At 62.3% G+C, this 23313-nt stretch carries 23 protein-coding genes; 7 read left to right on the forward strand and 16 right to left on the reverse strand.

Translation table 11 applies throughout. The features are described from left to right. The first annotated feature begins 46 nt into the window (after positions 1-46). A complete protein-coding gene (locus C440_RS07540; protein WP_008319756.1) occupies positions 47-493 on the forward strand; it encodes a DUF7382 domain-containing protein in 447 nt (148 codons plus the stop codon). Positions 494-516: 23 nt separating this feature from the next. Here C440_RS07540 and C440_RS07545 read toward each other — a convergent pair whose 3' ends face one another. Then, positions 517-1785: a tRNA(Ile)(2)-agmatinylcytidine synthase gene (locus C440_RS07545; protein ID WP_008319757.1), complete on the reverse strand. Its 1269-nt coding sequence runs from the start codon at positions 1783-1785 to the stop codon at positions 517-519. A 143-nt stretch (positions 1786-1928) separates the two neighbouring features. Here C440_RS07545 and C440_RS07550 point away from each other — a divergent pair, with 143 nt between their 5' ends. Next, the gene (locus tag C440_RS07550; RefSeq protein ID WP_008319758.1) at positions 1929-2903 is read left to right on the forward strand and encodes a transcriptional regulator; all 975 of its coding nucleotides are present in this window, start codon (positions 1929-1931) and stop codon (positions 2901-2903) included. Positions 2904-3122: 219 nt separating this feature from the next. On the opposite strand, the gene C440_RS07555 is transcribed toward C440_RS07550, so the two are convergent. The 6 genes from C440_RS07555 to C440_RS07580 all read right to left on the reverse strand — a co-directional run bounded on the left by C440_RS07555 (position 3123) and on the right by C440_RS07580 (position 8648). After that, a complete protein-coding gene (locus tag C440_RS07555; protein WP_008319759.1) occupies positions 3123-3377 on the reverse strand; it encodes a glutathione S-transferase N-terminal domain-containing protein in 255 nt (84 codons plus the stop codon). A 101-nt stretch (positions 3378-3478) separates the two neighbouring features. Next, a complete protein-coding gene (locus C440_RS07560; protein WP_008319760.1) occupies positions 3479-4867 on the reverse strand; it encodes an aryl-sulfate sulfotransferase in 1389 nt (462 codons plus the stop codon). Between the two features lie 93 nt (positions 4868-4960). Continuing rightward, the gene (locus C440_RS07565; protein WP_008319761.1) at positions 4961-6436 is read right to left on the reverse strand and encodes an NCS2 family permease; all 1476 of its coding nucleotides are present in this window, start codon (positions 6434-6436) and stop codon (positions 4961-4963) included. Between the two features lie 248 nt (positions 6437-6684). After that, a complete protein-coding gene (locus C440_RS07570) occupies positions 6685-7398 on the reverse strand; it encodes a phosphoribosyltransferase family protein (RefSeq protein ID WP_008319762.1) in 714 nt (237 codons plus the stop codon). Between the two features lie 74 nt (positions 7399-7472). Next, positions 7473-8003, reverse strand: coding sequence for an orotate phosphoribosyltransferase (gene pyrE / locus C440_RS07575; RefSeq protein ID WP_008319763.1), 531 nt, complete (start codon positions 8001-8003; stop codon positions 7473-7475). A 102-nt stretch (positions 8004-8105) separates the two neighbouring features. After that, a complete protein-coding gene (locus C440_RS07580; protein WP_008319765.1) occupies positions 8106-8648 on the reverse strand; it encodes a CDP-2,3-bis-(O-geranylgeranyl)-sn-glycerol synthase in 543 nt (180 codons plus the stop codon). Between the two features lie 126 nt (positions 8649-8774). On the opposite strand from C440_RS07580, the gene C440_RS07585 reads away from it, so the two are divergent. After that, positions 8775-9614, forward strand: coding sequence for a proline dehydrogenase family protein (locus C440_RS07585; protein ID WP_008319766.1), 840 nt, complete (start codon positions 8775-8777; stop codon positions 9612-9614). Positions 9615-9704: 90 nt separating this feature from the next. Next, positions 9705-10346, forward strand: a complete 642-nt coding sequence (locus C440_RS07590; protein WP_008319767.1) for a DUF502 domain-containing protein — start codon at positions 9705-9707, stop codon at positions 10344-10346. An 84-nt stretch (positions 10347-10430) separates the two neighbouring features. Here the strand turns inward: C440_RS07590 and C440_RS07595 are convergent, their stop codons facing one another. Then, on the reverse strand, positions 10431-11369 hold the full coding sequence (locus tag C440_RS07595) for a branched-chain amino acid transaminase (RefSeq protein ID WP_008319768.1): 939 nt from the start codon (positions 11367-11369) through the stop codon (positions 10431-10433). A gap of 90 nt (positions 11370-11459) precedes the next feature. Between C440_RS07595 and C440_RS07600 the strand changes: the two genes are divergently transcribed. Then, positions 11460-12350: an NAD-dependent epimerase/dehydratase family protein gene (locus tag C440_RS07600; RefSeq protein WP_008319769.1), complete on the forward strand. Its 891-nt coding sequence runs from the start codon at positions 11460-11462 to the stop codon at positions 12348-12350. A gap of 96 nt (positions 12351-12446) precedes the next feature. On the opposite strand, the gene ribB is transcribed toward C440_RS07600, so the two are convergent. From ribB to C440_RS18265, 3 genes are all read right to left on the reverse strand, one after another. Next, positions 12447-13130, reverse strand: a complete 684-nt coding sequence (gene ribB / locus C440_RS07605; RefSeq protein WP_008319770.1) for a 3,4-dihydroxy-2-butanone-4-phosphate synthase — start codon at positions 13128-13130, stop codon at positions 12447-12449. Then, positions 13127-13840, reverse strand: coding sequence for a DUF120 domain-containing protein (locus C440_RS07610; RefSeq protein WP_008319771.1), 714 nt, complete (start codon positions 13838-13840; stop codon positions 13127-13129). The genes ribB and C440_RS07610 overlap by 4 nt, the downstream gene beginning before the upstream one ends. Before the next feature lie 311 nt (positions 13841-14151). Next, positions 14152-14304 (reverse strand): DUF7563 family protein, encoded by a 153-nt coding sequence (locus C440_RS18265; protein ID WP_449404595.1) that lies wholly within the window; start codon positions 14302-14304, stop codon positions 14152-14154. 227 nt (positions 14305-14531) lie between these two features. On the opposite strand from C440_RS18265, the gene argS reads away from it, so the two are divergent. Beyond that, positions 14532-16295, forward strand: coding sequence for an arginine--tRNA ligase (gene argS, locus C440_RS07615; protein WP_008319772.1), 1764 nt, complete (start codon positions 14532-14534; stop codon positions 16293-16295). Positions 16296-16321: 26 nt separating this feature from the next. Here the strand turns inward: argS and C440_RS17720 are convergent, their stop codons facing one another. Next, entirely contained in the window at positions 16322-16459 is a 138-nt protein-coding gene (locus C440_RS17720; RefSeq protein ID WP_008319773.1) for a hypothetical protein, read from the reverse strand. 39 nt (positions 16460-16498) lie between these two features. Continuing rightward, on the reverse strand, positions 16499-18475 hold the full coding sequence (gene minD, locus C440_RS07620) for a cell division ATPase MinD (protein WP_049915607.1): 1977 nt from the start codon (positions 18473-18475) through the stop codon (positions 16499-16501). Between the two features lie 130 nt (positions 18476-18605). On the opposite strand from minD, the gene prf1 reads away from it, so the two are divergent. Further along, on the forward strand, positions 18606-19850 hold the full coding sequence (gene prf1 / locus C440_RS07625; protein ID WP_008319775.1) for a peptide chain release factor aRF-1: 1245 nt from the start codon (positions 18606-18608) through the stop codon (positions 19848-19850). 139 nt (positions 19851-19989) lie between these two features. Here the strand turns inward: prf1 and C440_RS07630 are convergent, their stop codons facing one another. The 3 genes from C440_RS07630 to C440_RS07640 form a co-directional block, all read right to left on the reverse strand. Next, positions 19990-20373 carry a DUF6276 family protein gene (locus tag C440_RS07630; RefSeq protein ID WP_008319776.1) on the reverse strand — a complete coding sequence of 128 codons (384 nt, stop codon included), beginning with the start codon at positions 20371-20373 and terminating at the stop codon, positions 19990-19992. A 96-nt stretch (positions 20374-20469) separates the two neighbouring features. Then, positions 20470-21138 (reverse strand): V-type ATP synthase subunit D, encoded by a 669-nt coding sequence (locus C440_RS07635; RefSeq protein ID WP_008319777.1) that lies wholly within the window; start codon positions 21136-21138, stop codon positions 20470-20472. A 110-nt stretch (positions 21139-21248) separates the two neighbouring features. Next, positions 21249-23228 carry a bacterio-opsin activator domain-containing protein gene (locus tag C440_RS07640; protein WP_008319778.1) on the reverse strand — a complete coding sequence of 660 codons (1980 nt, stop codon included), beginning with the start codon at positions 23226-23228 and terminating at the stop codon, positions 21249-21251. Positions 23229-23313: the final 85 nt, after the last annotated feature.

Raw genomic sequence — 23313 nt, forward strand, 5'->3', positions numbered from 1 at the left:
AACCTCCGGACGAGGGTTTATATACGAATCCGCGGCCAGACGGGGTATGTTCGATACGTTTCGGTCAGACACGCGAGCCATCGAAGGACTCCCAGTGCGACTCGTCGTCGCGCTCGTCGTCGGCGTCGCCAGTATGAGCGTCATGCTCAACATGCTCTCCGGCGTGCAGGGACTCGCCACCTCAGAACTCGACGTGAAACCGTCGCCGGACGTAGTCGGTCCCGGTGCGCAGGACCTCGATTTCACCGTCGTTGATCATAAAGGGAACCCTGTCGAGGGCGCGACAGTTATCGTGAAATCGGGGACGGCAGACGTCGAAACGGTCGAAGCCGAGAAGACGGGCGGCGACGGGACGGTGAGTATAAATGTCGATGTTGACCTCGGCGCGAACCGCGAGGACGGGACGCTCGTTGTAGACGTGAAACCGCCGGCCGGAAGTTCGTTCGTTGACCGCAGAGAGAACACGAATATACTGGTCGTGCGGTCCAAGTGAGAGCCGCGACGGAGCGCCCCGACTTACCGCTCCGGATGCGTCGCCGCGTCGAAGCCGCCACGAACGAGCGGTTTTGCGATGTGACGTCGCGCACACGGCGGGACTTCGTACCACCCGAGTTCGAGGTCCCGTTCGACTGGACGCTTGATTTTCCCGGGCGCGTCAGTTCCGCACTCACGACACCGATAGCCTTGGTTTCGACCGGCGCTTTTCATCGTCCGACCACAGTCTGGACAGAGAGGCGTCGCCGGTTCTGTCCGGACCAGACTTCGGACTGCGAATTTCTCCAGTTTGAGCGTTCCGTCGGAGATTTCGCCGCAGACTGTAAGCTCGTCGCCGACTCGGAGCGCTCGAACCCGGTTTCGAAACCGTTTGGTCGGCTCGAAGGCGGCCATCGTAGCCGTCGCGCCGTCCGCTTCGAGCGCAAAAAAGACGTGCCCGCCGGTCCGCGTCTCGGGTGCCGAGGCGACGGTCCCTGTGACGCGGTACGCACGACCGTCTCTGACGTTGCCGAGCGTTCCGTCCCGGAGATGTGCGTCGGTTCCTTGATTCGTGAGGAACGTCGCAGCACGGTCTACCGGCTCAGAATCGATTCTTGCGGCAACTTCGCGGACAGTGCGATAGTCGTCGCCACGAATGCCGTGAAGAATCGGACCGGGTGCGTTGGGAACGCAGACCGCTTCGCCCTCTTCGCGGTCAACAGTATCCCACACCTCGGGATAGCCGACGTCCGCGGCCTCGAAGACGGAATCGAAGTCAACGTCTCGGGGCGTCCCGCACCGGTGGAACTCGCGGTACGAGATGTGTTCGTACGTCCACTCGTCGAAGGCGGCCCACGCGCCCACAGCGGCGAGCGCGCCGATTCGGCCGCGACCACCGTGCCAGCCGTCGGTCAGGAATCCGGAGTTCTCGGCGAGTGTAACCGCGTCGTCGATGTCGTGAAAGTCGCGGACAGCGTCGCGGGCGAAGTCGGCGACGGCGGACGAGACAGTGTCGGGAGACCCCGGCGCGACGACCAGTCCCGGACTGGTCCGCTCGTCGTCAACGACCGCCCAACGGTCGAGTTCGTCACACGCGAGGTCGAACGCAGTTCCGGCGGGGAGGTCGGTGTGAATCGCCAGTGCCGCGTTCCCGCGCGTCTTGTGTTCGACGGCCGGATTCAGTCGAACGAGCAGTCGTCGCTCGACGGTTCCGCCGTACGATTCGATAGCCTCGGCGACGAGGGTCGCAAGGTACGTCGTACACATCCCGAGCGTCCGGGAGTCGGTGTCGTCGAGGCCGATAACCGTCATCGACGGAGGTTACCGGACGACGAAGTAACGCCTTTCGGGTCGGATACGACTATATAAATACGCCCCGAAGAACGGAGAGATGTCGGTGAGGGCGGCGATACGCGGGGAAAACGCTTTATGGGCCGAATCGCTTATTGCCCCCTATGTCCCGGTCAGCGCTGGTTGGTAACGTCGCCGCGATGCTCCAAGACGCGGGCTTTGTCGTGAGCGACCGCATCGCCATCCGGCCGAAGAGCTTCGACCTCGCCGCCCGCAGAGGTGAGGACCTGTTGCTCCTCAAAATACTGGGGAATATCGACGCGTTCGACGGCATTACCGGCTCTGAAATGCGGCGGTTGGGTTCGTATCTCGACGCGACGCCGCTCGTCGTCGGGCTTCGAACGCGAGACGAGGACCTCAAACCCGGAGTCGTCTACTTCCGTCACGGTGTGCCGGTGTTGAATCCGGACACCGCGATGGACATGTTCGTCGAGGAAGTTCCCCCGCTCATCTACGCCGCACCCGGCGGCCTGTACGTCAGTCTCGACGGCGACATCCTCGCCGAAGAGCGAAAAGAACGCGGGTGGAGTCTCGGACAACTCGCAACCGAACTCGGCGTCTCGCGGCGAACCGTCTCGAAGTACGAAAGCGGCATGAACGCGAGTATCGAGGTCGCAATTCACCTCGAAGAGCTGTTCGATCGGCCCTTTTCGAACCCGGTCGATGTCCTCGAAGGTGCCGAAGACGTTCGAGACGCCGAACCGACGCCGGAAGACCCGGACGTTGACCCCGACGACGAACACGTCCTGTCGGTACTCACCGAGGCGGGGTTCACCGTTCACCCGACCGCTCGCGCCCCGTTCAAAGCCGTGAGCGAAGACGCCGGTCGCCGACGGAAATCGAACGTCTTGACGGGCCACTCGTCGTTCACCCGGAGCGCGGAAAAGCGAGCCCAAATCATGTCCTCGCTCGGGGAGATTACGCAGACTCGCTCGGTGTACTTCGTCAAAGAAAAACAGAAGCGCGAGTCGGTTGACGGGACCGGTATCGTCAGTTGCGAGGAACTCGCCGCAATCGACGACCCGGACGAAATCCGCGACCTGATTCGTGAGCGGACCCGCGACCCCGCCGAAATCTAACGACGGGGAACCCCCGGTTTTTAGATCGTTCTGTGCCCCACGGGAGCGATTCGACCAGACGGTCGTGGGTCGTCAATCGTCGGCCGTCAGTTGTCAATCGCCAGCTGTCGGTTGTCGGTCGTCAATCGTTAGCCGTCAACTGTCGCCGTCAATCTCAATCGTCAGCCGTGTCGGTCGTTGGTCACCGCGCGGAGGCCGACGACAGAATTGAAAGGGGAGTTACGCGGCCGAGCCGTAGGTCGTTTCGAGATATTCGACGATATCGTCGCTTTCGGGCATGCCTTCGATACCGTGTTCTTCGTCTACGAGGACGGGTACACCGGTCTGTCCGCTGATTTCTTCGACTTCGGTTCGCTCGGCGTGCGCGCGAGGGACTATCCTCGACTCGTATTCGAGGTCGAGTTCGTCGAGTTTGGTCTTCACCTTGGCGCAGTACGGACAGCCGTCCAGTTCGTAGAGGATGAGGTCAGACATCGGTCGGTCGTACGGATGCACGGATTATGAGTGCCGTGGTCTTGTGCGGTAGCAGTACATTGCTCCGAAAGGGGGCGAGAAAATAGAGAGGTCGGCACCCGCTACTCGCCGAGCAACCGCCGAAGCCCGTCGAGAATCCGGTGTCGCGCTACGAAGAGTTCGCCGCCGGTAGAGACGAGCCCCACACAACCGGCGCAGACAGCCCAAAAGAGGTCCCACGGCGTCATCCAAACCGGGCGGAGCCACGGCAGGAAGTGAGCTAATCGAGTCGAGATTCCGTTCATCGACTCTTCGAGCGGTGTTCCAGCGAACGTTGACTGGACCTCGTTGACGAAGCCGAAGCGCCCGCCTGCACCGGCAGTCATGTTCGAACTACCAGTAATCGGGTAGGTGCCGCTCGCGTTCAGGTCACGAATCGTCGGGCCGGACGATTCGTCTTCGTAGGCGACGCGCTCGGCGTCGTACGGTCCCCACGTCGCGTAGTACTCCCAGACGACCTCGCCGGTCGGCGTAATCTCTATCACGCGATGGTTGAGCGTATCGACGACGAGAGTGTTCCCGTTGGGGAGCCGGTCTGCATCGCGCGGCCAGTTGAGCGTGTTCGACCCGACCGACCACGTTCGAACCCACTCACCGTCTTCTCTTGCGTACTCGACGACGCGGTTGTTCCCGCTGTCGGCGACGAGCAGTGTGGGCGTGCCGTTGTCGCTCGTCAGCCAATCTGGGTTGTGCTGTTCGTTCAGGACACCGTAGTCGTCGTCGGCACCGAGGCGGTCGATGACCGCTTTCGTCTCCATGTCGATGATGACCGCTTGGTCGAAGTTCCGCGGCGAGAGGAGGAGTCGCCCGTGACCGATGTAGTCAACGTCGTTGACGTGGCTCCAGTCGGCGTTGTAGCCGCCGTCGGTGTCGGCGGGGTAGTGGTTCTTGAAGTACCACTCCCACGTTATCTCCCCGCTCGTCCGGTTGTAGACGACGATTCGGTCGTCGCTTTCGTCCGCGGAGTCGTTCCACTCTCGCATGTTGGCGATGAGGAGTCTGTCCTCGCCGAAGGCGTCAACGTCGTGGGTGTCTTCCATGTCGAATCGGTGTTCCCAGACGCGTTCTTGGGTTTCCGGGTTCAGTTCGAAGACGACGGTGTCACCGCCACGCGGCGACGAAACGAGGAGATTTCCGTTCGAGAGCGGGTCGGCGTCGAAGAACCACGCACTGCCGCCGACGGAGTCGTTGTACGTCCACTGGAGGGTCCCGTGTTCACCGACGGAGACGACGCGGGCGGGCTTCTTGGGATTCGTATTTCCTTGGAACGTGTACCCTTGGACGCTCACGATGGTCGAACCGTTGGCCGGACTACTGACGGTTCCCGGTGCTAAATTCGTCTGTTCTGCAGGGTCGTACGTCAGAGCGGAGACCGCAGACGGCGTGAGAAGGCCGACGATGAGGAGCAAAACGGCCCCACGGACGGCGAGCCGATTACGTGAAAGAGACATGCTACTCGGATACTGCGAAGTCTTCGTTCAATACTTTGTGAATCGTTCCGCGCCCGAGGAAAAATCGGGACGCCGAACCCCCGCCGCGCGGAATCAGACCTGCGCTTGAAGCATTCCGGAGGTTCGGACGACGAAGTAGATGAGGAAGGCGACGGCGAGCGCCCACTGGCCCGCACTCACGTCGTCGTATTCGCCGGCGGCGACCTTCACGAGCGGGTACGAGATGATGCCCGACGCGATTCCGTAGGCGATGGAGTACGTAAAGGGCATGACGAGAATGGTCATCCCGGCCGGGATGGTGTGGGTGATGTCGTCCCACGCGATGTCAACGACGTTCTGGAGCATCACGACGCCGATGACGACGAGTGCGATGTGCGACGCGTACAGCGGAACGGCGGTTGCGAGCGGAACGAGCGCCAGCGAGGCGAGGAAGAGAAGCGCGACGACGAGCGCCGTGAGACCGGTTCGACCGCCCTCTTCGACGCCCGCTGCGGACTCGATGTAGGTCGTGACAGTTGACGTCCCGAGTGCCGCGCCCGCGGTGGTGCCGACGGCGTCGGCCATGAGCGGTTTGTCGATGTCCGGGAGGTCACCGTTGTCGTCGAGGAAGCCAGCGACCTGCCCGACGCCGACGAGCGTGCCGGCGGTGTCGAAGAAATCAACGAAGAAGAACGTGAAGACGATGAGGGCGAAACTGAACGCCTCGATATTACTGAATCCGGAGACGAACGCGCCCGCAAGCGGTGTGATGTCGTAAGTTACGGCCGACCCCGTACCGGGGATGACGAGGTCAACTGCCCCGAGGGCAGGAAGGGAGACCGATGTCGTCCCGGCCGCCACAACGAGGCCCGCATCGGGCGCAACGATACCGAACTGCGTCAGCACCCAGCCGAGCACGGTCGTCAGCGCGATACCGAGCAGAATCGAGCCCGGGACGTCCGCGGCGTACAGAATAAGCGTCGCAAAGAGACCGACGACGGCGACGATAGCAACCGGGTTCGACGCGAGATTGCCGAGCGTAACGAGCGTCGCCGTGTCGTCCACGACGATTCCCATCCCTTGCAGACCGATGATAGCCAAGAACAACCCGATACCGGTTCCGACGGCCATCTTGACGGGTTGCGGGAAGATTTTGATAATCGCCTCACGTGCCCCGATAGCGGTGAGGAGGATAAAGAGAAGCCCTTCGACGAACACGGCGGCGAGCGCCGTCTGCCACGGGACGCCGAGCGCGCCGACGACCGTGAACGCGAAGAAGGCGTTCAACCCGAGTCCGGGGGCCTGCCCGAACGGTCGGTTGGCGTAGAACGCCATCGTGAGCGTCGCAATCGCGGCCGCGAGGAGCGTGACGACGACGAGCATCGCCTGTACCTCGCCAAACGAGTACCCGGGGATGCCGATGCCATCGGTGCCGGGGATATTCGGATTCTCCGCGAGAATCGACGGGTTGACCACGACGATGTACGACATGGTCAAGAACGTCGTGATGCCCGCGAGAACCTCGGTCCTGACTGTGGACCCGTGATTATGCACGTCGAAGTAGTTTGCGAGGGTTTCAGATAGCCCCATGATGCACGACTAAGCATACCCCGTATTGCACACATAAGGATTACCATCCAGTCGGTGAGAATATACACGAATGTGTATTAAACGAGTGATTCGAGAGAACCGACCAACATATAAGTGACTATTTTTGTCAACAGATATGTAGAAATAATCGAATAATTGTTGTCTGAAAATCACGATGGTGGTGGCGTAAACGGCGACACCGAAACACGGCCAGCAGAACGTTCGTCCGCGATTCCGAAACGACGCGGTTATTCGAAGACGCTGAGTGCACCGACCGGCGCATCTGTGAGTTCGCGGGCGCGGTTCGTTCCCTCGTCGCCGACGGCGATGAGTGCGAAGACGCCAGCGATGTTTGCGTCGCCTTGCAGGGCGATGTCCAAGAGGAGTTCCTGTGTCTCGCCGGAGCGGATGAGGTCGTCAACGACGAGCACGCGCTCGCCGGCGTCGATTGCGCTCGCGGGGAGGTAGTAGGTCAGTTCGATACCCGAAGCGAGCCGCTGACGCGACTCGATGAAGTCCTCGACTGCGGTCTCTTTAGATTTCTTCGCGTACGCGAGACGCGCACCGAAGTAACTCGCCATCGCGGCACCGAGAGTGATACCGTCGGTCGCCGCGGTCAAAATAACGTCCGGACGTTCGAAGTTCAGCGTGTTCGCCGCGACGGGCGCGACGAGGTCGAGGAACGACTGGTCGAAGACGACGCCGGAGTTATCGACGTAGCCCTCGTCGTCGAAGCGGACGCGAGCCTCAAGCTCGTCAGCGAGCGCGTCGCGTCCGACACCTTCGACGACCTCGCGGGCGCGTTCGACACCGGGGAGAACGTGCCCGTTGACGTAGCGGTTGAGGTCGCCGGCCGGGAGACCAGTGAGTTCGGCCAGTTCGTCGTACGTCCGGGTCTCTTTGAGCATCCGGAGCACGGAAACGGCCTGCAACTGGAGTGCGGCCTTCTCTGCTCTGTTCATGCCTTCGCCTTCGTACTTGCACAAAAATGAATACTTCGATTGTATATGGTGCGCGAATTAGTCACAAGCGTGTATTAGCTGTCGGCGTCGGCGAGCAGGTCCTCGGCCGTGAGAAGCGACTGAAGTTCGATGTCGTGGTCGGCGAGCAGTTCTTCTGCGCCCTCTTGGCGGTCAACGACGACGATAACGCGGTCGACGACTGCGCCGGCGTCGCGGAGCGCCTCCACGGCGTCAACGGCGCTTTGGCCGGTCGTCGCAATGTCTTCGAGAACGACGACGTGTTCGCCGTCTTCGAGTGCGCCTTCGATTCGCTTCGCCGTGCCGTACTCTTTGGCCTTCTTTCGGGCGATGACGTAGGGCTTCTCAGTCTCGACTGCCGTCGCGGCCACGAGCGGGACGGCACCGAGTGCGACGCCGGCGAGTTTCTCGTCGCCTTCGACGCGTTCTGCGAACGCTTCGGCGATGAGCTTCAGACATCGCGGGTCGGTCTCGAAGAGGTATTTATCAACGTAGTAGTTGCTCGTACCGCCGTGGGAGAGTTCGAATTCGCCGAACTGGACCGCGTCGGCGTCACGAAGCGCCTCGATGAGTTCTGTGTTCGCCATCTTGTTTCGATAGGATTCAGCGGGGCGCTTAAGCGGGTTGGTTCGACCCAGCGCCGCGGGAGCGACTGTCGAGGCCCTCCCGCGAGCGACTCCGAGACCCGACTACCACGGTTCGTTTTTGAACCCGAGGGTGTAGGCGGCGACGTTGGTGACGACGTGCAAAATCGGCGTCATCACGATCACGACCGCGAGGACGGGGAGCGTGAACGTCGCAGCGAACCATTCCGGGGCGGCGACGTACGCGAGTACGAGCGCGCCGACGACGAAGTCGAGTTGGTCGAGACCGGGGAACGCGGCACCACGTTCGCGGCCCGTTCGACGCTTCAGAAACGACGCGCCGATATCGCCGAGCATCGCGCCGAAGGCGAGACCGAATCCGGCGGCGACCGGGAACGTCGGGAGGTCCGTGCCCACCGCGCCCGAGAGCGTCGGTTCGACGGCGTTGAGACCGAGCGCGAGAAGCGTGCCGACGAGGGTCCCGGCGGCGGTTCCGCGCCACGTTTTCCCGTCTCCGAGGACGCGCCGACCACCCCACGTTCGGCCGCCGTCGATGGGGCGGCCGCCACCGGCGAGGACGGCGGCGTTGTTCGGCACATACGCAGGTAACATCGTCCAGAAGGCGGTAGCGATGAGAGAGACGACCATACGAATCCGTCCGAGGGGAGGAATGTAAGTCCCGACGGTTCGTTTCGGACCGGGGCGGCGTCGTCGTCCGATTACGGTGCGCCGGGGATGATAACTCTGAATACCGGACGGTCGTTATCTTTCGTCATGATTCCGCCCATTGCGAGCAAATTTGTCGCGGGAGAGGCCGCGGCAGGGGCACTCGACCACGCGCGCCAGATGAACGACGATGGCGTGGCAGTTATTCTGAATCTCCTCGGGGAGCACTACCACGAGCGCGGCCCGGCCGACGAGGACGCCGATACGTACGTCCAGTTGGTCGAAGACATCGCGTCGTCGGACCTCGACGCCTGTGTCTCGGTGAAGCCGTCGCAGATTGGTCTCGACGTCGGCGACGACGTATTCGTCGAGAACTATCGCCGAATCGCGGCGGCGGCCGACGAACACGGCGTCTTCCTTTGGTGCGATATGGAGGACCACGAGACGACCGACGTGACGCTCGACGCCTTCGAGGAGGTCGCCCGCGAGTTCGAAGGCGGCATGGGTCTGTGCGTGCAGGCGAACCTGAAGCGAACCCCCGACGACCTGAAGCGACTCGCCGACGTGCCGGGGAAGATTCGCCTCGTCAAGGGTGCGTACGACGAACCCGCGTCTATCGCGCACAAGGAGAAATCGAAGGTTGACGAGGTGTACAAGGAACTCTTGGAGTACCTCTTCCGGGAGTACGAAGGCGACATCGCCGTCGGAAGTCACGACCCGAAGATGATAGAATACGCGCGCGAACTCAGCGCGGAGTACGACCGCGACTACGAGATACAGATGCTCATGGGCGTGCGCGAGGACGCCCAGCGAAAACTCGCCGCCGACGGCGTCGAAGTCTGGCAGTACGCCCCCTACGGCGGAAAGTGGTTCCAGTACTTCTACCGTCGGGTCCGCGAGCGCAAAGAGAATCTGTTGTTCGCACTCCGCGCCGTCGTCGGAATCTAAGCTAGCCAAATCGGGGGGAGTCACTGCGACGCCACACCACGTGCGTACTAGAAATTCCCTTAACCCCTCGGGTTCACGTACCGAATATCAATGTCCTCGTGGAGACGCGACTTCGCCAGCGGTCTTGTGGTCCTCGTCCCGCTCATCGTCATTCTGTACATTCTCACGATTTTCTACAATAGTATCATCAAGATCCCCTATGTGACGAAGTTGCTCAAATTCAACGGGACGTACAATACCTACTCCGATGTATTCGGTTTCGTCGTCGCCATCATCATCTTCCTCCTTCTCGTCCTGTCGGTGGGCTATCTCATGCGAACCACCGTCGGCCGCGTGCTCGAATCCGGCATCGACGCGGCAATGAACAAGGTCCCGCTCGTTCGAATCGTCTACAACGCGTCGAAACTCGCGGTCGAAACTGCACTTACCGGTACCGAAGACCTCCAGAAACCCGTCCGTCTCGAAACGTGGCCGGGGATTCGAATGACCGCGTTCAAGACCGGCAAGAAGACCGCCGATGGCAGGGAAATCATCTTCATGCCGACCGCGCCGAACATCACCACCGGGTTCGTCATGGAAGTTGACCCCGACGATATCGAGGAGACCGGCGAGAAGGTCGAAGAAGCCCTTACGCGTGTCCTTTCGGCCGGATTCGCCGAACAGGAAGGCGTCGATGAGTACGATATCGAAGTGACCGAAGAATCGACCGACGGGCAAGTTACGAACGAATAGCCGGCGCTCGTCGAGGTCGTCATCTGTCACCCGTTGCTATCGCGGTATCCCGTGTCGGCGTGAAAAAGTCGGTGTGCGACTGGATTACTGCTCTTCGACGTAGGTGAACCACTCTTCGTGGTCGTCGGTACGACGCTCCACGAGGTCGAAGAAGGCGGTCTGGAGTTCTTCGGTGATAGGACCGCGCGTTCCCTCGCCGATGACGACGTTGTCAACCTTCCGGATGGGCGTCACTTCGGCGGCGCTACCGGTGAAGAACAGTTCGTCTGCGGTGTGGAGTTCGCCGCGGCTGATGACGGCGCTGTCATCGACTTCGTAGCCGCGCTCGCGGGCGAGCGTGATGACGGTGTCGCGGGTGATACCGTCGAGGATGCTCTGGGAGAGTCCGGGCGTGTAGAGCTTTCCGTCGCGGACCATGAAGATGTTCTCGCCGGGGCCTTCGGCGACGTTGCCCTCCTTGTTCAGGACGATTGCTTCGACGTAGCCGTTGCGGCGCGCTTCCTCACCGGCGAGAAGTGAGTTGACGTACAGGCCGGTCGTCTTCGCGTTCGTCGGAATCTGGCTGGAGGCGTGCTTGCGCCACGACGAGACCATCACGTCAACGCCGTTTTCGAGCGCTTCGTCGCCGAGGTACGCGCCCCACGGCCACGCGGCGATTGCGACGTCCGTCGGGTTGTCCTGCGGGCTAACGCCGAGCGAGTCGTAGCCGTAGTAAGCAATTGGACGGATGTAACAGCCATCGAGGTCGTTACGTCGGACGACTTCAAGCGTCGCCTCGGTGAGTTCTTCGGGCGAGTACTCGATGTCCATGTCGTACGGCTTCGCCGAGTTGTAGAGCCGTTCGAGGTGTTCTTCCCAGCGGAAGATGGCCGGGCCGTGGTCGGTGTCGTAGGCGCGAACGCCCTCGAAAATACCCGTACCGTAGTGAAGTCCGTGTGTGAGGACGTGAATTTGCGCGTCGTCCCAGTCCACGTATTCGCCGTTCATCCAAATCGTGGACACGTCCATATCGTCGAATCCCATGTACTGGCCTTCGGAGGCCCCCCTCTAAAATCATGACGAACCGGCCACGACGGCCCCGACGATTTTGTTTGCTCGCCGCCATATCCGCCTATGGCTCTCGAATCTGTTGCCGTCACGGGCGGAACCGGCCGACTCGGACCGACGGTTATCGCCCACCTCCGGGCGAACGGTTACGAGGTGACGAACCTCAGTCGCCACAGTGAATCGTCAGTTGCCGACCACGACTACCGGGTCAGCGCCTTGGACGCGGGCGACCTCGTGGGGACGCTCAGTTCGGTCGATGCCGACGCCATCGTCCACCTCGGAACCATCTCGACGCCCGACCACGACCCGGGACACCGCGTCTTCGAGAGCAACGTCCAATCGACGTACGTCGTCCTCGAAGCGGCGGCCGCACTCGACATCGACACCGTCGTCATCGCGTCGAGTATGAGCGCCATCGGCGGCAGTTTCGAACCCGACCCCGCGCGAATCGACTATCTTCCGGTTGACGAAGCCCACAGGGAGACGCCGTCGAACCCCTACGGACTCGGAAAGTACATCGCCGAAGAAACCGCGGCGGGATTCGCGCGACGAGACGACGCGCCGACGACGACCGCCAGTCTTCGGTTCCCGTGGATGCCGAGCCAGGAGGAAGCGACGGTGACGTTCGCCGAACAGGACCGGTCGCTGTCCGGGCTCGAAGCGGCCGGATTTTTCCACACGGCGCGAAATACGCTCTTTTCGTATCTCGGCCGCGAGGACGCGGCGAGACTGATTCGGCGGGCACTCGAAGCGGACTATGAGGGCCACGACGTGTTTTGGGCGGCCGCATCGGACACGTCTACGACGGTCGAATCCGCGACGCTCGCACGCGAAGTGTACCCTGACGCCGACGTTCGAGCGTCGCTTTCAGGCCACGAGTCGCTGGTCTCGACGGCGAAAGCAAAACGGCGTCTCGGCTGGGAGCCGGAGTGGTCGTGGCGCGACGAACAGCAGTGAACTGCGGTGACAACAGTGACAACGGCGATAGTGGAAACAACAGCCGAAACGACAATAGCGTCGATAACAGCACTGAAAACGGACTAAACCGGCGACTCAGACGAGACCGTCGAGGAGCAGGTCGCCATCGACGAACGCGAGGTCGTGTCTGGCGGCGTAGTCGCGGGCGGCCGACTTCGAGAGCGCCGCGCCGGACTCGTCGTCGAGCATCTCGCAGACGACGACGGCAGGTGGAAGCGACGCCTCGTCGGCGAGCGCAAGCCCGAGTTCGGTGTGTCCCTGCCGGTCTTCGAGCAAGTTCGGCGCACCGCGGAGCAGGTGGACGTGCCCGGGCGCGCGGAACTCGCCGCCGAAGTCGGCGGCGTCGTACTCGCCGGCGCGAGTCGCTTCTGCGACGGGTGCGAGCCGGGAGATGGTCATCGCGCGGTCGCTGTCGGTGATACCAGTAAACGAGTCGCGGTGGTTCACCGTGAAGGAAAACGACGAGCGGGAGTCGTACGCGAGGTCCTGCGAAGTGGCCGCCGGATGGTCGAGGACGTCGTCCATGAACGGGAGCGAGAGCGTCTCAGCGACGTCACTTGGCAGGGCGACGCAGACGAGTCCACCGGCGTCGTTTCGCATCCGAGCCACGTCTGCGGGGCGAACTGCACCGGCCGGATAGACGATATCCGTCTCCCCCTCGCGGTCGTCGAAGTCGTGGATAAGTACCGGGTCGCCCGCGCGGAACGCGTCGAGGACGCGCGAAACGGCGCCGCGGTCGGTTTCCGCGGAGCGACTCATTCGAACTCTGCCTCCTCGACGCGCACCGTAATCGTATCCCCGTCTGCGAGGTCGAGTTCGTCACGGAGTTTCTCCGGTGCGATAATCTCCAGTTGCGACTCGTCGTGGTGGGTTCGCTCGGGAACGATGATGTGTACGGGGTCGTAGGACGCGTCGCCGGCTTCGATGACGGCCGCATAGCACGTAGCCGGGCCAAAGGTTCGTTCGTCGTCTTCCCACCCGTCTATCGGGACCGCATCGAGAGCGGACATTCCCGCGCGGGTTCGAACGGCGTCGTCGTCGAGCGTGACGTTCAGCGTGCCGGGAAACGGTTCGTAGCCGAGTCGTTCGGTGAACTGCTCCATGTAGCCCGGAAGCGAGATGTAGTGGCGGCCTTCGCCCATCCCGCCGGTCACCTCACCTTCGAGGACGACGACCGAGGGCGTCTCGAAGATGCGACGGTAGTCCGCGTACTCGCGGCGAAGCGCCGACTCGCCGGCGTCGGTGATGGTTATCCACTGCCCGTCGGCGACGACTTCGCGGTCGATGAAGTCGGTCTCTTCGAGGCGTTGAAGGCGGCGCGACGCCGTCTGATTGGAGACGTCGAGCCGGTCAGCGAGGCCGGAACAAGAGACTTTGACCGGACCGGACCGGCCGCCGTCGAGCGCGACGAGTTTGAGGGTGGCCAACTCGTCGTACCCGACCGTCGCGGCGACTGCCGATTCTGACATACGTCACGCTTCGAACGCTCGTCCCATAAGCGTATCGTAACTGAGATTCACCTCATAAATGAGATGGTTCGGAGATAGAGCCGACTGAATCGCGTATCCCCTCTTTCAATCGGGCACGGGTAAGTCCGTCGGTCAGGAGGGTTGAACTGAGCTGGACTGAGCGAGGCCGGATTAGGCTGGGTTGGAAAACTGCGGTGAGGTTAGTGGGAATGGTGGGCTGAGCTGGTAGAATGGTGGGAATGGTGGGCAAGAGGGGTGGAGCGGGAGAAGGAAACGGCGGGAGTGGGCTGTCCCGCGAGGGAAGGGCTAATTCAGAGGGTCGAAGCCCTCCGCTCTGTGCTCACTTGTGAGATACCCGCATTCGCCGAGCAACTTGGACACGCGTAGACGCGTCCTTCGTGGTCGCCGAAGACGCGGACGAAGTTACTCGATACGAACGCATCGCAGTGGTTGCATTGACTCATGGTGGGTGGGTGGCAGGTCGAACTGCCTTGATTTGAATGTGGACCGCTTACAATATACTACTATTACCTAACTAGTAAGGCATCAGTCGGCGACACCACGTCGCGGACGTTTCGGTCGAACCCCATTGGACGGTCCGAAATGGGGAGACGGACGTTCAGTCGAACACGGGTCAGCCCGTCCGGACGCTTCGGAAAGGCCTTTAGCCGCCTGCCGAGAAACCGCGTACATGTTCAGACAGTTCCGCGAGGAGGTCGAGACGGCGCTCTCTGCGGCGCTCTCGTCGCTCGACCTCCCCACCGACGACCTCGGGGTCGAGGAACCGCCGGAGGACGTACCCGCAACGCTCGCCTCCAGCGTCGCCTTCCGACTGGCGGGCGTCGTCGGCGCCGCGCCGCCGAAGATTGCAGTTGACATCGCCGAAGCGGTGTCAGTCGAGGGTTACGACTACCTCGACGCGGTCGATACCCAAGGTCCGTACGTCAACTTCCACGTGAACGATGCGTACTACGACGACACGCTCAAAGCCGCGGCCGACGACGTCGAGTACGGTCGCCTCCCTTCGACCGGCGACAGCGTCGTCGTCGAGCACACGAGCGCGAACCCGACCGGGCCGGTTCACGTCGGCCGCACCCGGAACCCCGTCATCGGCGACGCCGTCGCCAACCTACTGGATTTCGCCGGCAACGACGTTGACCGCCACTACTACGTGAACGACGCCGGTCGCCAGATGGCCGTCTTCACGTGGGCCTACGAGGCGTTCGACGAGGCTGACCTCGACGGCGAACCCGAGCGCGAACGCGTCGAGTACGACTTGGTTCGCTACTACCGCAAAGGCAACGCCTTCCTCGAATCGGCCGACCCCGAGGAAGTCGAGGCCGCCGAAGAGGAGATCACCGAAATTCTGCAGGGCATCGAAGCGGGCGACGAGGAGACGTACGCCCGCGTCGAGACCGTCGTCGATCAAGTGCTCGGCGGCATGCGCGAGTGCCTCCAGCGCCTTCCCGCGGAGTTCGACGAGTTCGTCAAAGAGACGCGCTTCATGTTCGACGGGAGCACCCGCGACCTCGCAGAACGCCTCAAGGAGACCGAAAACGCGGTCTACGAGGAAGACGCGTGGCAACTCGAACTCGACGACTACGGCTTCGAAAAGAACCTCGTCTTCCTCCGGTCGGACGACACCTCGCTGTACACGACGCGCGACCTGGCTCACCACGAGTGGAAGTTCGACAACTACGATCGCGCCGTGACCGTCCTCGGCGAGGACCACAAGCTACAGGCCGGTCAACTCCGCGCCGCGCTCGACCTCCTCGGAAACGACACTGAAAAGCTCGAAAACGTCATCTACTCGTGGGTCAACCTCCCCGGCGGCGAGACGATGTCCACCCGCAAAGGGACGGGCGTCATGCTCGACGACCTCCTCGATGAGGCTATCTCGCGCGCCCGCGACGAAGTCGAGGTGCGCCTCGAAGGTCGCACCCGCGACGACGACCTTGACGAAGACGACATCGAACGCATCGCCCGACAGGTTGGTATCGGCGCGGTTCGCTACGACATCGTCTCGAAACAGCCGACGAAGACGATTACCTTCGAGTGGGACCAGGCGCTCAACTTCGAGGCGCAGTCCGCGCCGTACATCCAGTACGTCCACGCCCGCTGTTGCGGCATCATCGACGAGGCGACCACCGCCGGACTCGACGCCAGCGAAATCGACCCCGCGGTGCTCACGACCGACGCCGAGCGCGACCTGCTCCGGACGATTGCGCGGTTCCCCGCGGTCGTCGAAGCCGCGGCTGACGACCTCGAACCCCACACGATTGCGACGTTCGCCCGCGAACTCGCGGAAGTGTTCAACACCTTCTACCGCGAGTGCCCCGTGCTCGACGCCGACGAAGACGTCGGTGCCGCACGGCTTGCACTCGTCAAAGCGTCGCGGAACGCGGTTGCGAACACGCTCTCCATCATCGGCATCGAAGCGCCCGAGTCGATGTGACTGCGGGCTAAAACGTCTTTTTCGCGTTAGAATACGACCGGTAGTACCACGGTGCCGGAGATGAGCGACCCGCCGGTAGAGAGGACTGCGGCGGCACCGCCGCCGAGTGCGAGGACTAGGAACAACACGATCCACCAAAATGGGACGGACTCAGATTCTGCCATAGGGGGCTTTCCGCAGACGCGAGTAAAAGGCCTTCCCGTTTAGCCGAGGAACCGACTGAAGAATCCCTTCTTCTTTTCGTCGCGTTCCTCGTCGTCGAACGAATCGACCTCTTCGACGAGCGAGGTGGTGTAGACGCCTTCTTCGTCGCCGTTGGCGTCCGCTTTGGGGGTGTCGTCGTCCGCGTGTTCGTCTTCGTCGGGACTCGGTTCTGCCTCGGCGACCAGCGGTTCGTCCGTGGTGTCCGGTGCGTCCTCGATTGGCGGCGCGTCGTCCACATCGTCAGTAGGTGCGTCGGCACCGGTTTCGACGACCGTCCTATCGGCCAGCTGGTCGTCTCGCCGGGGGTCGATATCTGAGGCGGGCGACTCGTCGGCGGGGGATTCACTCGTGTCCCCGTCGATGTCGGCGGCCAACGGGTCGTCACTGACGAGCGTCTCGTCGGTTCCGAGCGCCGAAGCGTCGTCTTCGGCCATCAGCGAGGCATCTGCCGCGAGCGGGTCGTCCGCGGCGAGTGGGTCATCGCCGACATCCGAGGCGGGCGACTCGTCGGCGACGTCAGCGGCCAGCGGGTCAACGGTCTCCTCGACATCCGAGGCGACGTCGGCGTCGGACGCGTTCGCGGGGTCGGTGTCCGGCAGTTCTTTTTCTCCGGTCGAGACGCCGATAGCCGAATCTGACTCGCGTTCGTGCGCCGGCGACGGCTCGGCCGGCTCGGTCGGTTCGCCGCTGGAGAACGGAATCGAGCCGGCGATATCGTCTGTATCGGTGGTATCGACGGCGTCGTCGGTGTCAGTGGTGTCGGCTTTGGTGGTGTCCCCTTCGGCGTCAGGGGCGTTTGAATCGGGAGCCGACTCTGCCAGCGTCTCAGTCGGGAGCGAACCCGCGTCGGGAATGGCGTCAGATGCCGGTTCAGAACGAGACGGTGCCGACTCTGGTTCAGGGACCGAGTCTGCCATCTGCTCGGGAGGCGATTCGAGTTCCGACTCTGGTTCGAGTTCCGACTCGGATTCCGGTTTCGGCTCTGGTTCGGATTCGGAGTCTGGCGTGGTCGCCGACTCGGTGTCAGTTTGAGGAGTCGCAGAGTCGATTACTGCGTTCGTCTCCGAGTCCGCGCCCACGTCTGCTTCCGGGTCAGGGGTTGCTTCCGTGTCCGGTTTCGAATTTGCGTCCAGATCAACCGACTCAGTTGACGCGTTTTCCGACGTGTCGGAGTCGGAGGGTGCAGTGGACTCGGATTCGGCGTCCGAAATTGGCTCCGTATCAGTCGTCTCGTCTTCCGAATCGGACGTCGCAGGCGGGTCCGGAATCGGAACCGGTTTCCCCGTGAGCGCCTCCGCGAGCGCCCGGTAGCCCGCGGCCGCGATGCTGTCGGGTGTGCGCGCGACGACCGGAACCTGCGTGCTGAGTGCGTCGCGGATGGCCGGGTCCTCCGGTACGACCGCGATGACGCCGGCGTCGAGAGTCGAAGCGACGACGTCGGCGTTCGGACTCGACTGGTTGACTCTGGTGAGTACGACGCCGACCATCTCGGCCCCGATTCGTTCGGCGAGTTGTCGAGTCTTTTCTGTGTCACCGAGAGCCTCGCGTTCCGTCGTCGAGACCAACACGACCTCGTCAGAGAGCTTCAGCGGGACGAAGGTGTCGTCGCTGAGGCCCGCGCCCGTGTCGATGATGACGATGTCGTGGTTCTCTTTGAGCGTCGAGATTACTGGGTCGAGTTCCGTCGCGTTCGCGCGGGCGAACGCCTCCAGCGCGTCCGACCCCGGAAGAACCGAGAGTCCCGTTGGTCCCTCGTAGATAGCTGATTCGACCGCCGTCTCTCCGGTGAGCACGTCGTGGAGCGTCGCCCCATCCGGCTCAACGCCGAGGGCACCAGCGAGATTCGGCATCCCGAGGTCACCGTCAACGACGACGACATCGTGACCAGCCATCGAGAGGGTGGTCCCGAGGTTGGCCGTCGTTGTCGTCTTTCCAACCCCGCCTTTTGCGCTGGCAATTGCGTACACCCGTGCCATGATTCCAACGTCGAAGTCCACCCATGACAGCCACATAAATGTTCGCCGACCGTTCTCGGTGTTGATTCGCGGTATCGTCCCGCGTGCACAGTCAAAGGTTACTTAGCCGCTGGCCGGACTAGGTTGGGTGATGAGTAGCGACGCCGAGGAGCCGAGCGACGACCGCCGGAAGTACGAATTCAAGAAGGTCATCGAGGACCTCAGAGAGTACGAAGGCTCAGGAACTCAGCTCGTCACCATCTATATCCCCGAAGACAAGCAGATATCTGACGTCGTCGAACACGTCATTACAGAGCACAGCGAAGCGTCTAACATTAAATCGAAGCAGACGCGGACGAACGTCCAAGACGCGCTTACGAGCATCAAAGACCGTCTCCGCTACTACGACACCTTCCCACCAGAACGCGGTATCGTCATGTTCTCCGGTGCGGTCAACTCCGGTGGCGGCCAGACCGATATGGTCACGAAGGTACTCGAAAGTCCGCCAGAGCCGATTCAGTCGTTCCGGTACCACTGCGACTCGAATTTCCTCACTGGGCCGCTCGAAGATATGCTCATGGACAAGGGCCTGTTCGGCCTCATCGTCCTCGACCGCCGCGAAGCCAACGTCGGGTGGCTGAAAGGCAAACGCGTCGAGCCGGTCAAGAGCGCCTCGTCGCTCGTTCCCGGGAAACAGCGCAAAGGTGGACAGTCCGCCCAGCGTTTCGCCCGTCTCCGCCTCGAAGCAATCGACAACTTCTATCAAGAAGTTGCTGGCATGGCGAACGACCTGTTCGTCCCACAACGCCACGATATGGACGGCATCCTCGTGGGCGGTCCCTCGCCGACGAAAGACGAGTTCCTCGATGGAGACTACCTCCACCACGAACTGCAGGACCTCGTCGTCGGGAAGTTCGACGTGGCGTACACGGACGAGTCCGGCCTGTACGACCTCGTTGACGCCGGGCAGGACGCGCTGGCCGACCAAGAGGTCATCAAGGACAAAAAGCAGATGGAGGAGTTCTTCGAGAAACTCCACCGCGGAAACGAGTCCACCTACGGGTTCGAGGCGACGCGCAAGAACCTCGTGATGGGGTCGGTAGACCGCCTTCTCATCTCGGAGGACCTCCGAAAGGACGTGGCCATCTTCGACTGTGGGGGACAAGAGGAGCACGAACTCATCGACCACCGGCACAACACGCCGACACACGAGTGCGAAGACGGCTCGGAAGCCGAACTGCAGGAACGAGAAGACGTTATCGAGTTCTTGATGGACCTCGCAGACCAGCGCGGCACCGAGACGAAGTTCATCAGTACGGACTTCGAGAAGGGCGAACAGCTCTACGACGCGTTCGGCGGTATTGCGGGCATTCTCCGGTACTCGACCGGCATCTAAACGACTCCTCCTCGGCGTTTTCGCGCACACAAGCGTGAGTCAGTGACAGTAACGACAATAGCGAAAAGGAGTAACAACAATAGCGAGAAGGTAGCGTCTCACCGAGAAGAGGAGACAGCGGTGTCCCGACGAGAACGGCTTAGAGGAACGACTCTAACTGCGCCTGCCGCTGAGCGACGTCGAAGTGTGGGTCGGTCGCCTCCCGTTGCAGTCGGCCGAGCGTCAGTTGGACATCGACACCCGACCGTTCGGCGAACTCCACACAATCTACGATTCCGGTCCGGTTCAACGCCAACGAATCGAGCAGGCTCACCAGCACCGCAATCGCGGCACCGCCGTCACCGAGCGGGACGACTCCCGCGAGAGGTCGGGATGCATCTTCTGTCGGGTGGCTATCGCTCGGGTGAACGCGGAGACAGTCGCTACACAGCGCGAGCGTCAGCGCCGCTTCCGGCGTGTACTCTTCGAGCGGTTCGGGAACCGAAAAGACGGCTTCCTCCCCGCCGCAGTCGGGACAGGACATAGCGACCACTACGCGGTACGACGATGAAAAATGGTCGGTACCCCGACCGAGAGACCCTCGATAGATATACCCGGAACGCTTCGTCCGTCGCGGAAGTTACGCGCTAGCCTCTTCGGCCGCCGCCCGCGCTTCCTTTTCTTCTTCTTCCTTCTTCGCCTTGATCTTCTTCAGACGGAAAATCTCCTCTCGCTCTTGTTCTTCGAGTTTCTGCTCGATGTACTCCTGGTTCTCGTACAGTTCGGGGAGCAGTTTGAATTCGAGCGCGTTGACGCGGCGCTTCGTCGTCTCGATCTCTTCGAGCATTTTCTTCATCGCCGTCTCGACTTCCGCGGCGAGGATGATGGATTCGAGGAGTTCCTCGTAGGCGTCTGCGGCCTCATCGATGCGGGCGGAGGACCCGAGAAGTCCGTAGCCACGCTGGTCGAGCGTCTTTTTGACGCGTGAGGATTCGATCTGCGGGACGACGACGCCCATGATGTTTTTCGACTGCGTCGTAATCTCCGGGAATTCCTTCAGCGCGGCCGCCGCGCCGCGAACCGCCACGTCACCTTCCATGGCGCGAGCCATGTTGATGGTGTTCTGGGCGTGTTCGTAGTCCTGATTGAGGTTCGCCCGCACGTCCTGTGCCTGGTCGAGGATGTCCATGAACTCCATGATGAGACCGTCACGCTTCTGTTCGAGCGTGTCGTGGCCCCGCTCTGAGAGTTCGATGCGATCCTCGATCGCCATCAAGTTCTTGCGGGTCGGCTTGACGTCTTCGGCCATCTTTGGCGGGGGTTGTTCGTCTGGGGTGTTAACCTTTTACTGTCTGGCCCGCCAGCCGCGGCGAAATTCGTCGGATTTCAGAATCGATGCGACGAACTCACGATGAGAGACTACGTAAGACGGGTCTCGAAGAACCCGGAGACGAGTTTTCGCTCGGCCGCCCGCAGATGCTGGTGAAACGTCGCCCGTGAGATGTCCATCGACTCGGCGAGTTCGTCGCCCGTGACGCCGTGAGGCCACTCGAAAAAGCCGCCGAGGTACGCGAGTTGAAGCGCCGTGTGCTGTCTATCGGTGAGTTCCGCGCTGAGGCCGGAGACGAACTCACGAGGCGTCTGCGGCGGTGCCGAGCGCTCTTTGATGGCGCGGAGTTCGACGCCGTCGGCCGCGGCCTTCAGGTCGTCGAGTAACGCTCGTCCGACCGTTCGGTCGGGGACGACGGCGGTGAACCGACAGCCGTTCGTGTCCGCATCGAGATCGAGTAATCGGCCACCCGCGTCCGCGACGAGGTGCGCGAGCGACCCCCGCGTGAACGTGATATCGTACAGTCCAACGTCGTCTCCGCGGGGGAGCCGTGAAATCGAAGCGATGCCGTCGGATTCGACTCCGACTCCGACTTCGTCGAGGTCGGTCGCCTCCGCCGTCGAAACGAACAGGCTGAGCGTCCCGTCGTCGTGCGGCACCGCGCCTTCGTACGTGAGTTGGCACTCGGCGGCGGCCGCGAGCCGAACCAACGGTTGCGTTGGGTCGCTTACGTCTACATCGAGTTCGAGTACGTCGTCCGAGAGGAGCGACCGACGGCTCTCGAAGGCGTCGATAGCCGCACCGACTGCCCTCCCGAGCGTTCCGAGGACGACCGCCACCTCCTCATCCAGCGCGTCGATAGCCGTGTAGACGGTCAAAACGCCGTAGAGTGTCTCCCGGTGAACCAACGGAACCGCGATGGCCGACAGGAACGGGAATCGGGCGTCGTCGCCAGACAGCCCCTCCGGGACCGCCCCGGACTGAACGGACCGCGTTCGGACGGCCCGAGCGGTCGGGTCGTCGGTGTCGTCGCGGGAGATTTCGATATGTTCGACCGACTCCGCGTCGATTCCGGCCCATTCGTTCGGGACGATTGTCGCTGGCGAGAGGTCGCAGTTTCCGACCCACGCGCAACCGAACTGTGCCGTCTCAGCGACTCGGCCGCAGACGGCGGCTTCGAGTTCCTGGCGCGTCTCGGCTCTGACGAGCGCGCCGGTCACGTCCTCTAGAAGTCCCTCGATGTGGTCGATGAGCGTCCTGAGCCGGGTGCGTTCTTCTTCCACCCGCGCGGCGTACTGTTCTGCGGCCGCTTCCGCGCGGACGCGCTCTGTGATGTCGGTCTGGAATCCGACGTAGTGCGTTACCTCGCCATCGGGGCCGCTCAAGGGTGCAACATCGACCCGGTTCCAGAACGATTCGCCGTCTTCGCGGTAGTTCAAGAGTTCTACGGACGCAGACTCCTCTGCATCGATGGCTCGCCGAAGTGCTGTGACCTGTTCGGGGTCCGTTTTCGGGCCTTGCAGATAGCGACAGTTCCGCCCCAGCGCCGCGTCTTCAGAGTAACCGGTCATCGACTCGAACGCCTCGTTAACGTAGACGAGCGGCCGGTCCGGAAGCGAGCAATCGGCGATAGTGATGCCGACTGGCGCTTCGTCCATCGCCTGTTCTTTCAGGTTCTCGGTGATTCGGTCGGCCGCTTCCGTCCCGCGGCGTCGCCACGCGACGGCGCTCTGTACCCGGTCCGGAAGACGTTCGAAGAGGTTCGAATCAACGACCGGAACGACGTCGGACGCACCCGCGTCGCGTGCGTCCGCGTCCGAAAGTTGCCCCGTTTCGGGGACGACCGCAACGAGTGGCACCGCAGTCTCGCCGTGGAGTTGCTCGATAGCTTCTGAGCGGTCGGTCACGACGACGAGACAGTCTATCGTGTCGTCGCCGAGTCGTCGCCGCGCGTCCGCGACTGACGACATCGTTTCGACCGACAGCGGAGAGAGACGACGTTCGAGTCGCTCGCGGTGCTCGTCGCCGACGACCGTGAGCACTCGGAGGTTCGGCGTCGGTTCGTTCATACGAGACACACTCGCTCCGCTCATAAGGAGCTTCCCGAGCGGGCGCTCACAAACAGATAAAGAGAAAATCGGAACCGAGTGCGAA

This window comes from Haloferax mucosum ATCC BAA-1512, from assembly GCF_000337815.1.
GTDB lineage: Archaea > Halobacteriota > Halobacteria > Halobacteriales > Haloferacaceae > Haloferax > Haloferax mucosum.

Bases quoted from the DNA above. Each gene is read 5' to 3' on its own strand.
- C440_RS07570 (WP_008319762.1), bottom strand. From the start codon at position 7,398: ATGAACAGAGCAGAGAAGGCCGCACTCCAGTTGCAGGCCGTTTCCGTG.
- C440_RS07545 (WP_008319757.1), bottom strand. From the start codon at position 1,785: ATGACGGTTATCGGCCTCGACGACACCGACTCCCGGACGCTCGGGATG.
- C440_RS07585 (WP_008319766.1), top strand. From the start codon at position 8,775: ATGATTCCGCCCATTGCGAGCAAATTTGTCGCGGGAGAGGCCGCGGCA.
- C440_RS07610 (WP_008319771.1), bottom strand. From the start codon at position 13,840: ATGTCAGAATCGGCAGTCGCCGCGACGGTCGGGTACGACGAGTTGGCC.
- C440_RS07550 (WP_008319758.1), top strand. From the start codon at position 1,929: ATGTCCCGGTCAGCGCTGGTTGGTAACGTCGCCGCGATGCTCCAAGAC.
- C440_RS07565 (WP_008319761.1), bottom strand. From the start codon at position 6,436: ATGGGGCTATCTGAAACCCTCGCAAACTACTTCGACGTGCATAATCAC.
- C440_RS17720 (WP_008319773.1), bottom strand. From the start codon at position 16,459: ATGGCAGAATCTGAGTCCGTCCCATTTTGGTGGATCGTGTTGTTCCTA.
- C440_RS07580 (WP_008319765.1), bottom strand. From the start codon at position 8,648: ATGGTCGTCTCTCTCATCGCTACCGCCTTCTGGACGATGTTACCTGCG.
- argS (WP_008319772.1), top strand. From the start codon at position 14,532: ATGTTCAGACAGTTCCGCGAGGAGGTCGAGACGGCGCTCTCTGCGGCG.
- C440_RS07590 (WP_008319767.1), top strand. From the start codon at position 9,705: ATGTCCTCGTGGAGACGCGACTTCGCCAGCGGTCTTGTGGTCCTCGTC.
- C440_RS07540 (WP_008319756.1), top strand. From the start codon at position 47: ATGTTCGATACGTTTCGGTCAGACACGCGAGCCATCGAAGGACTCCCA.
- C440_RS07640 (WP_008319778.1), bottom strand. From the start codon at position 23,228: ATGAACGAACCGACGCCGAACCTCCGAGTGCTCACGGTCGTCGGCGAC.
- prf1 (WP_008319775.1), top strand. From the start codon at position 18,606: ATGAGTAGCGACGCCGAGGAGCCGAGCGACGACCGCCGGAAGTACGAA.
- C440_RS18265 (WP_449404595.1), bottom strand. From the start codon at position 14,304: ATGAGTCAATGCAACCACTGCGATGCGTTCGTATCGAGTAACTTCGTC.
- C440_RS07560 (WP_008319760.1), bottom strand. From the start codon at position 4,867: ATGTCTCTTTCACGTAATCGGCTCGCCGTCCGTGGGGCCGTTTTGCTC.
- C440_RS07635 (WP_008319777.1), bottom strand. From the start codon at position 21,138: ATGGCCGAAGACGTCAAGCCGACCCGCAAGAACTTGATGGCGATCGAG.
- C440_RS07630 (WP_008319776.1), bottom strand. From the start codon at position 20,373: ATGTCCTGTCCCGACTGCGGCGGGGAGGAAGCCGTCTTTTCGGTTCCC.
- C440_RS07555 (WP_008319759.1), bottom strand. From the start codon at position 3,377: ATGTCTGACCTCATCCTCTACGAACTGGACGGCTGTCCGTACTGCGCC.
- pyrE (WP_008319763.1), bottom strand. From the start codon at position 8,003: ATGGCGAACACAGAACTCATCGAGGCGCTTCGTGACGCCGACGCGGTC.
- C440_RS07595 (WP_008319768.1), bottom strand. From the start codon at position 11,369: ATGGGATTCGACGATATGGACGTGTCCACGATTTGGATGAACGGCGAA.
- minD (WP_049915607.1), bottom strand. From the start codon at position 18,475: ATGGCACGGGTGTACGCAATTGCCAGCGCAAAAGGCGGGGTTGGAAAG.
- ribB (WP_008319770.1), bottom strand. From the start codon at position 13,130: ATGAGTCGCTCCGCGGAAACCGACCGCGGCGCCGTTTCGCGCGTCCTC.
- C440_RS07600 (WP_008319769.1), top strand. From the start codon at position 11,460: ATGGCTCTCGAATCTGTTGCCGTCACGGGCGGAACCGGCCGACTCGGA.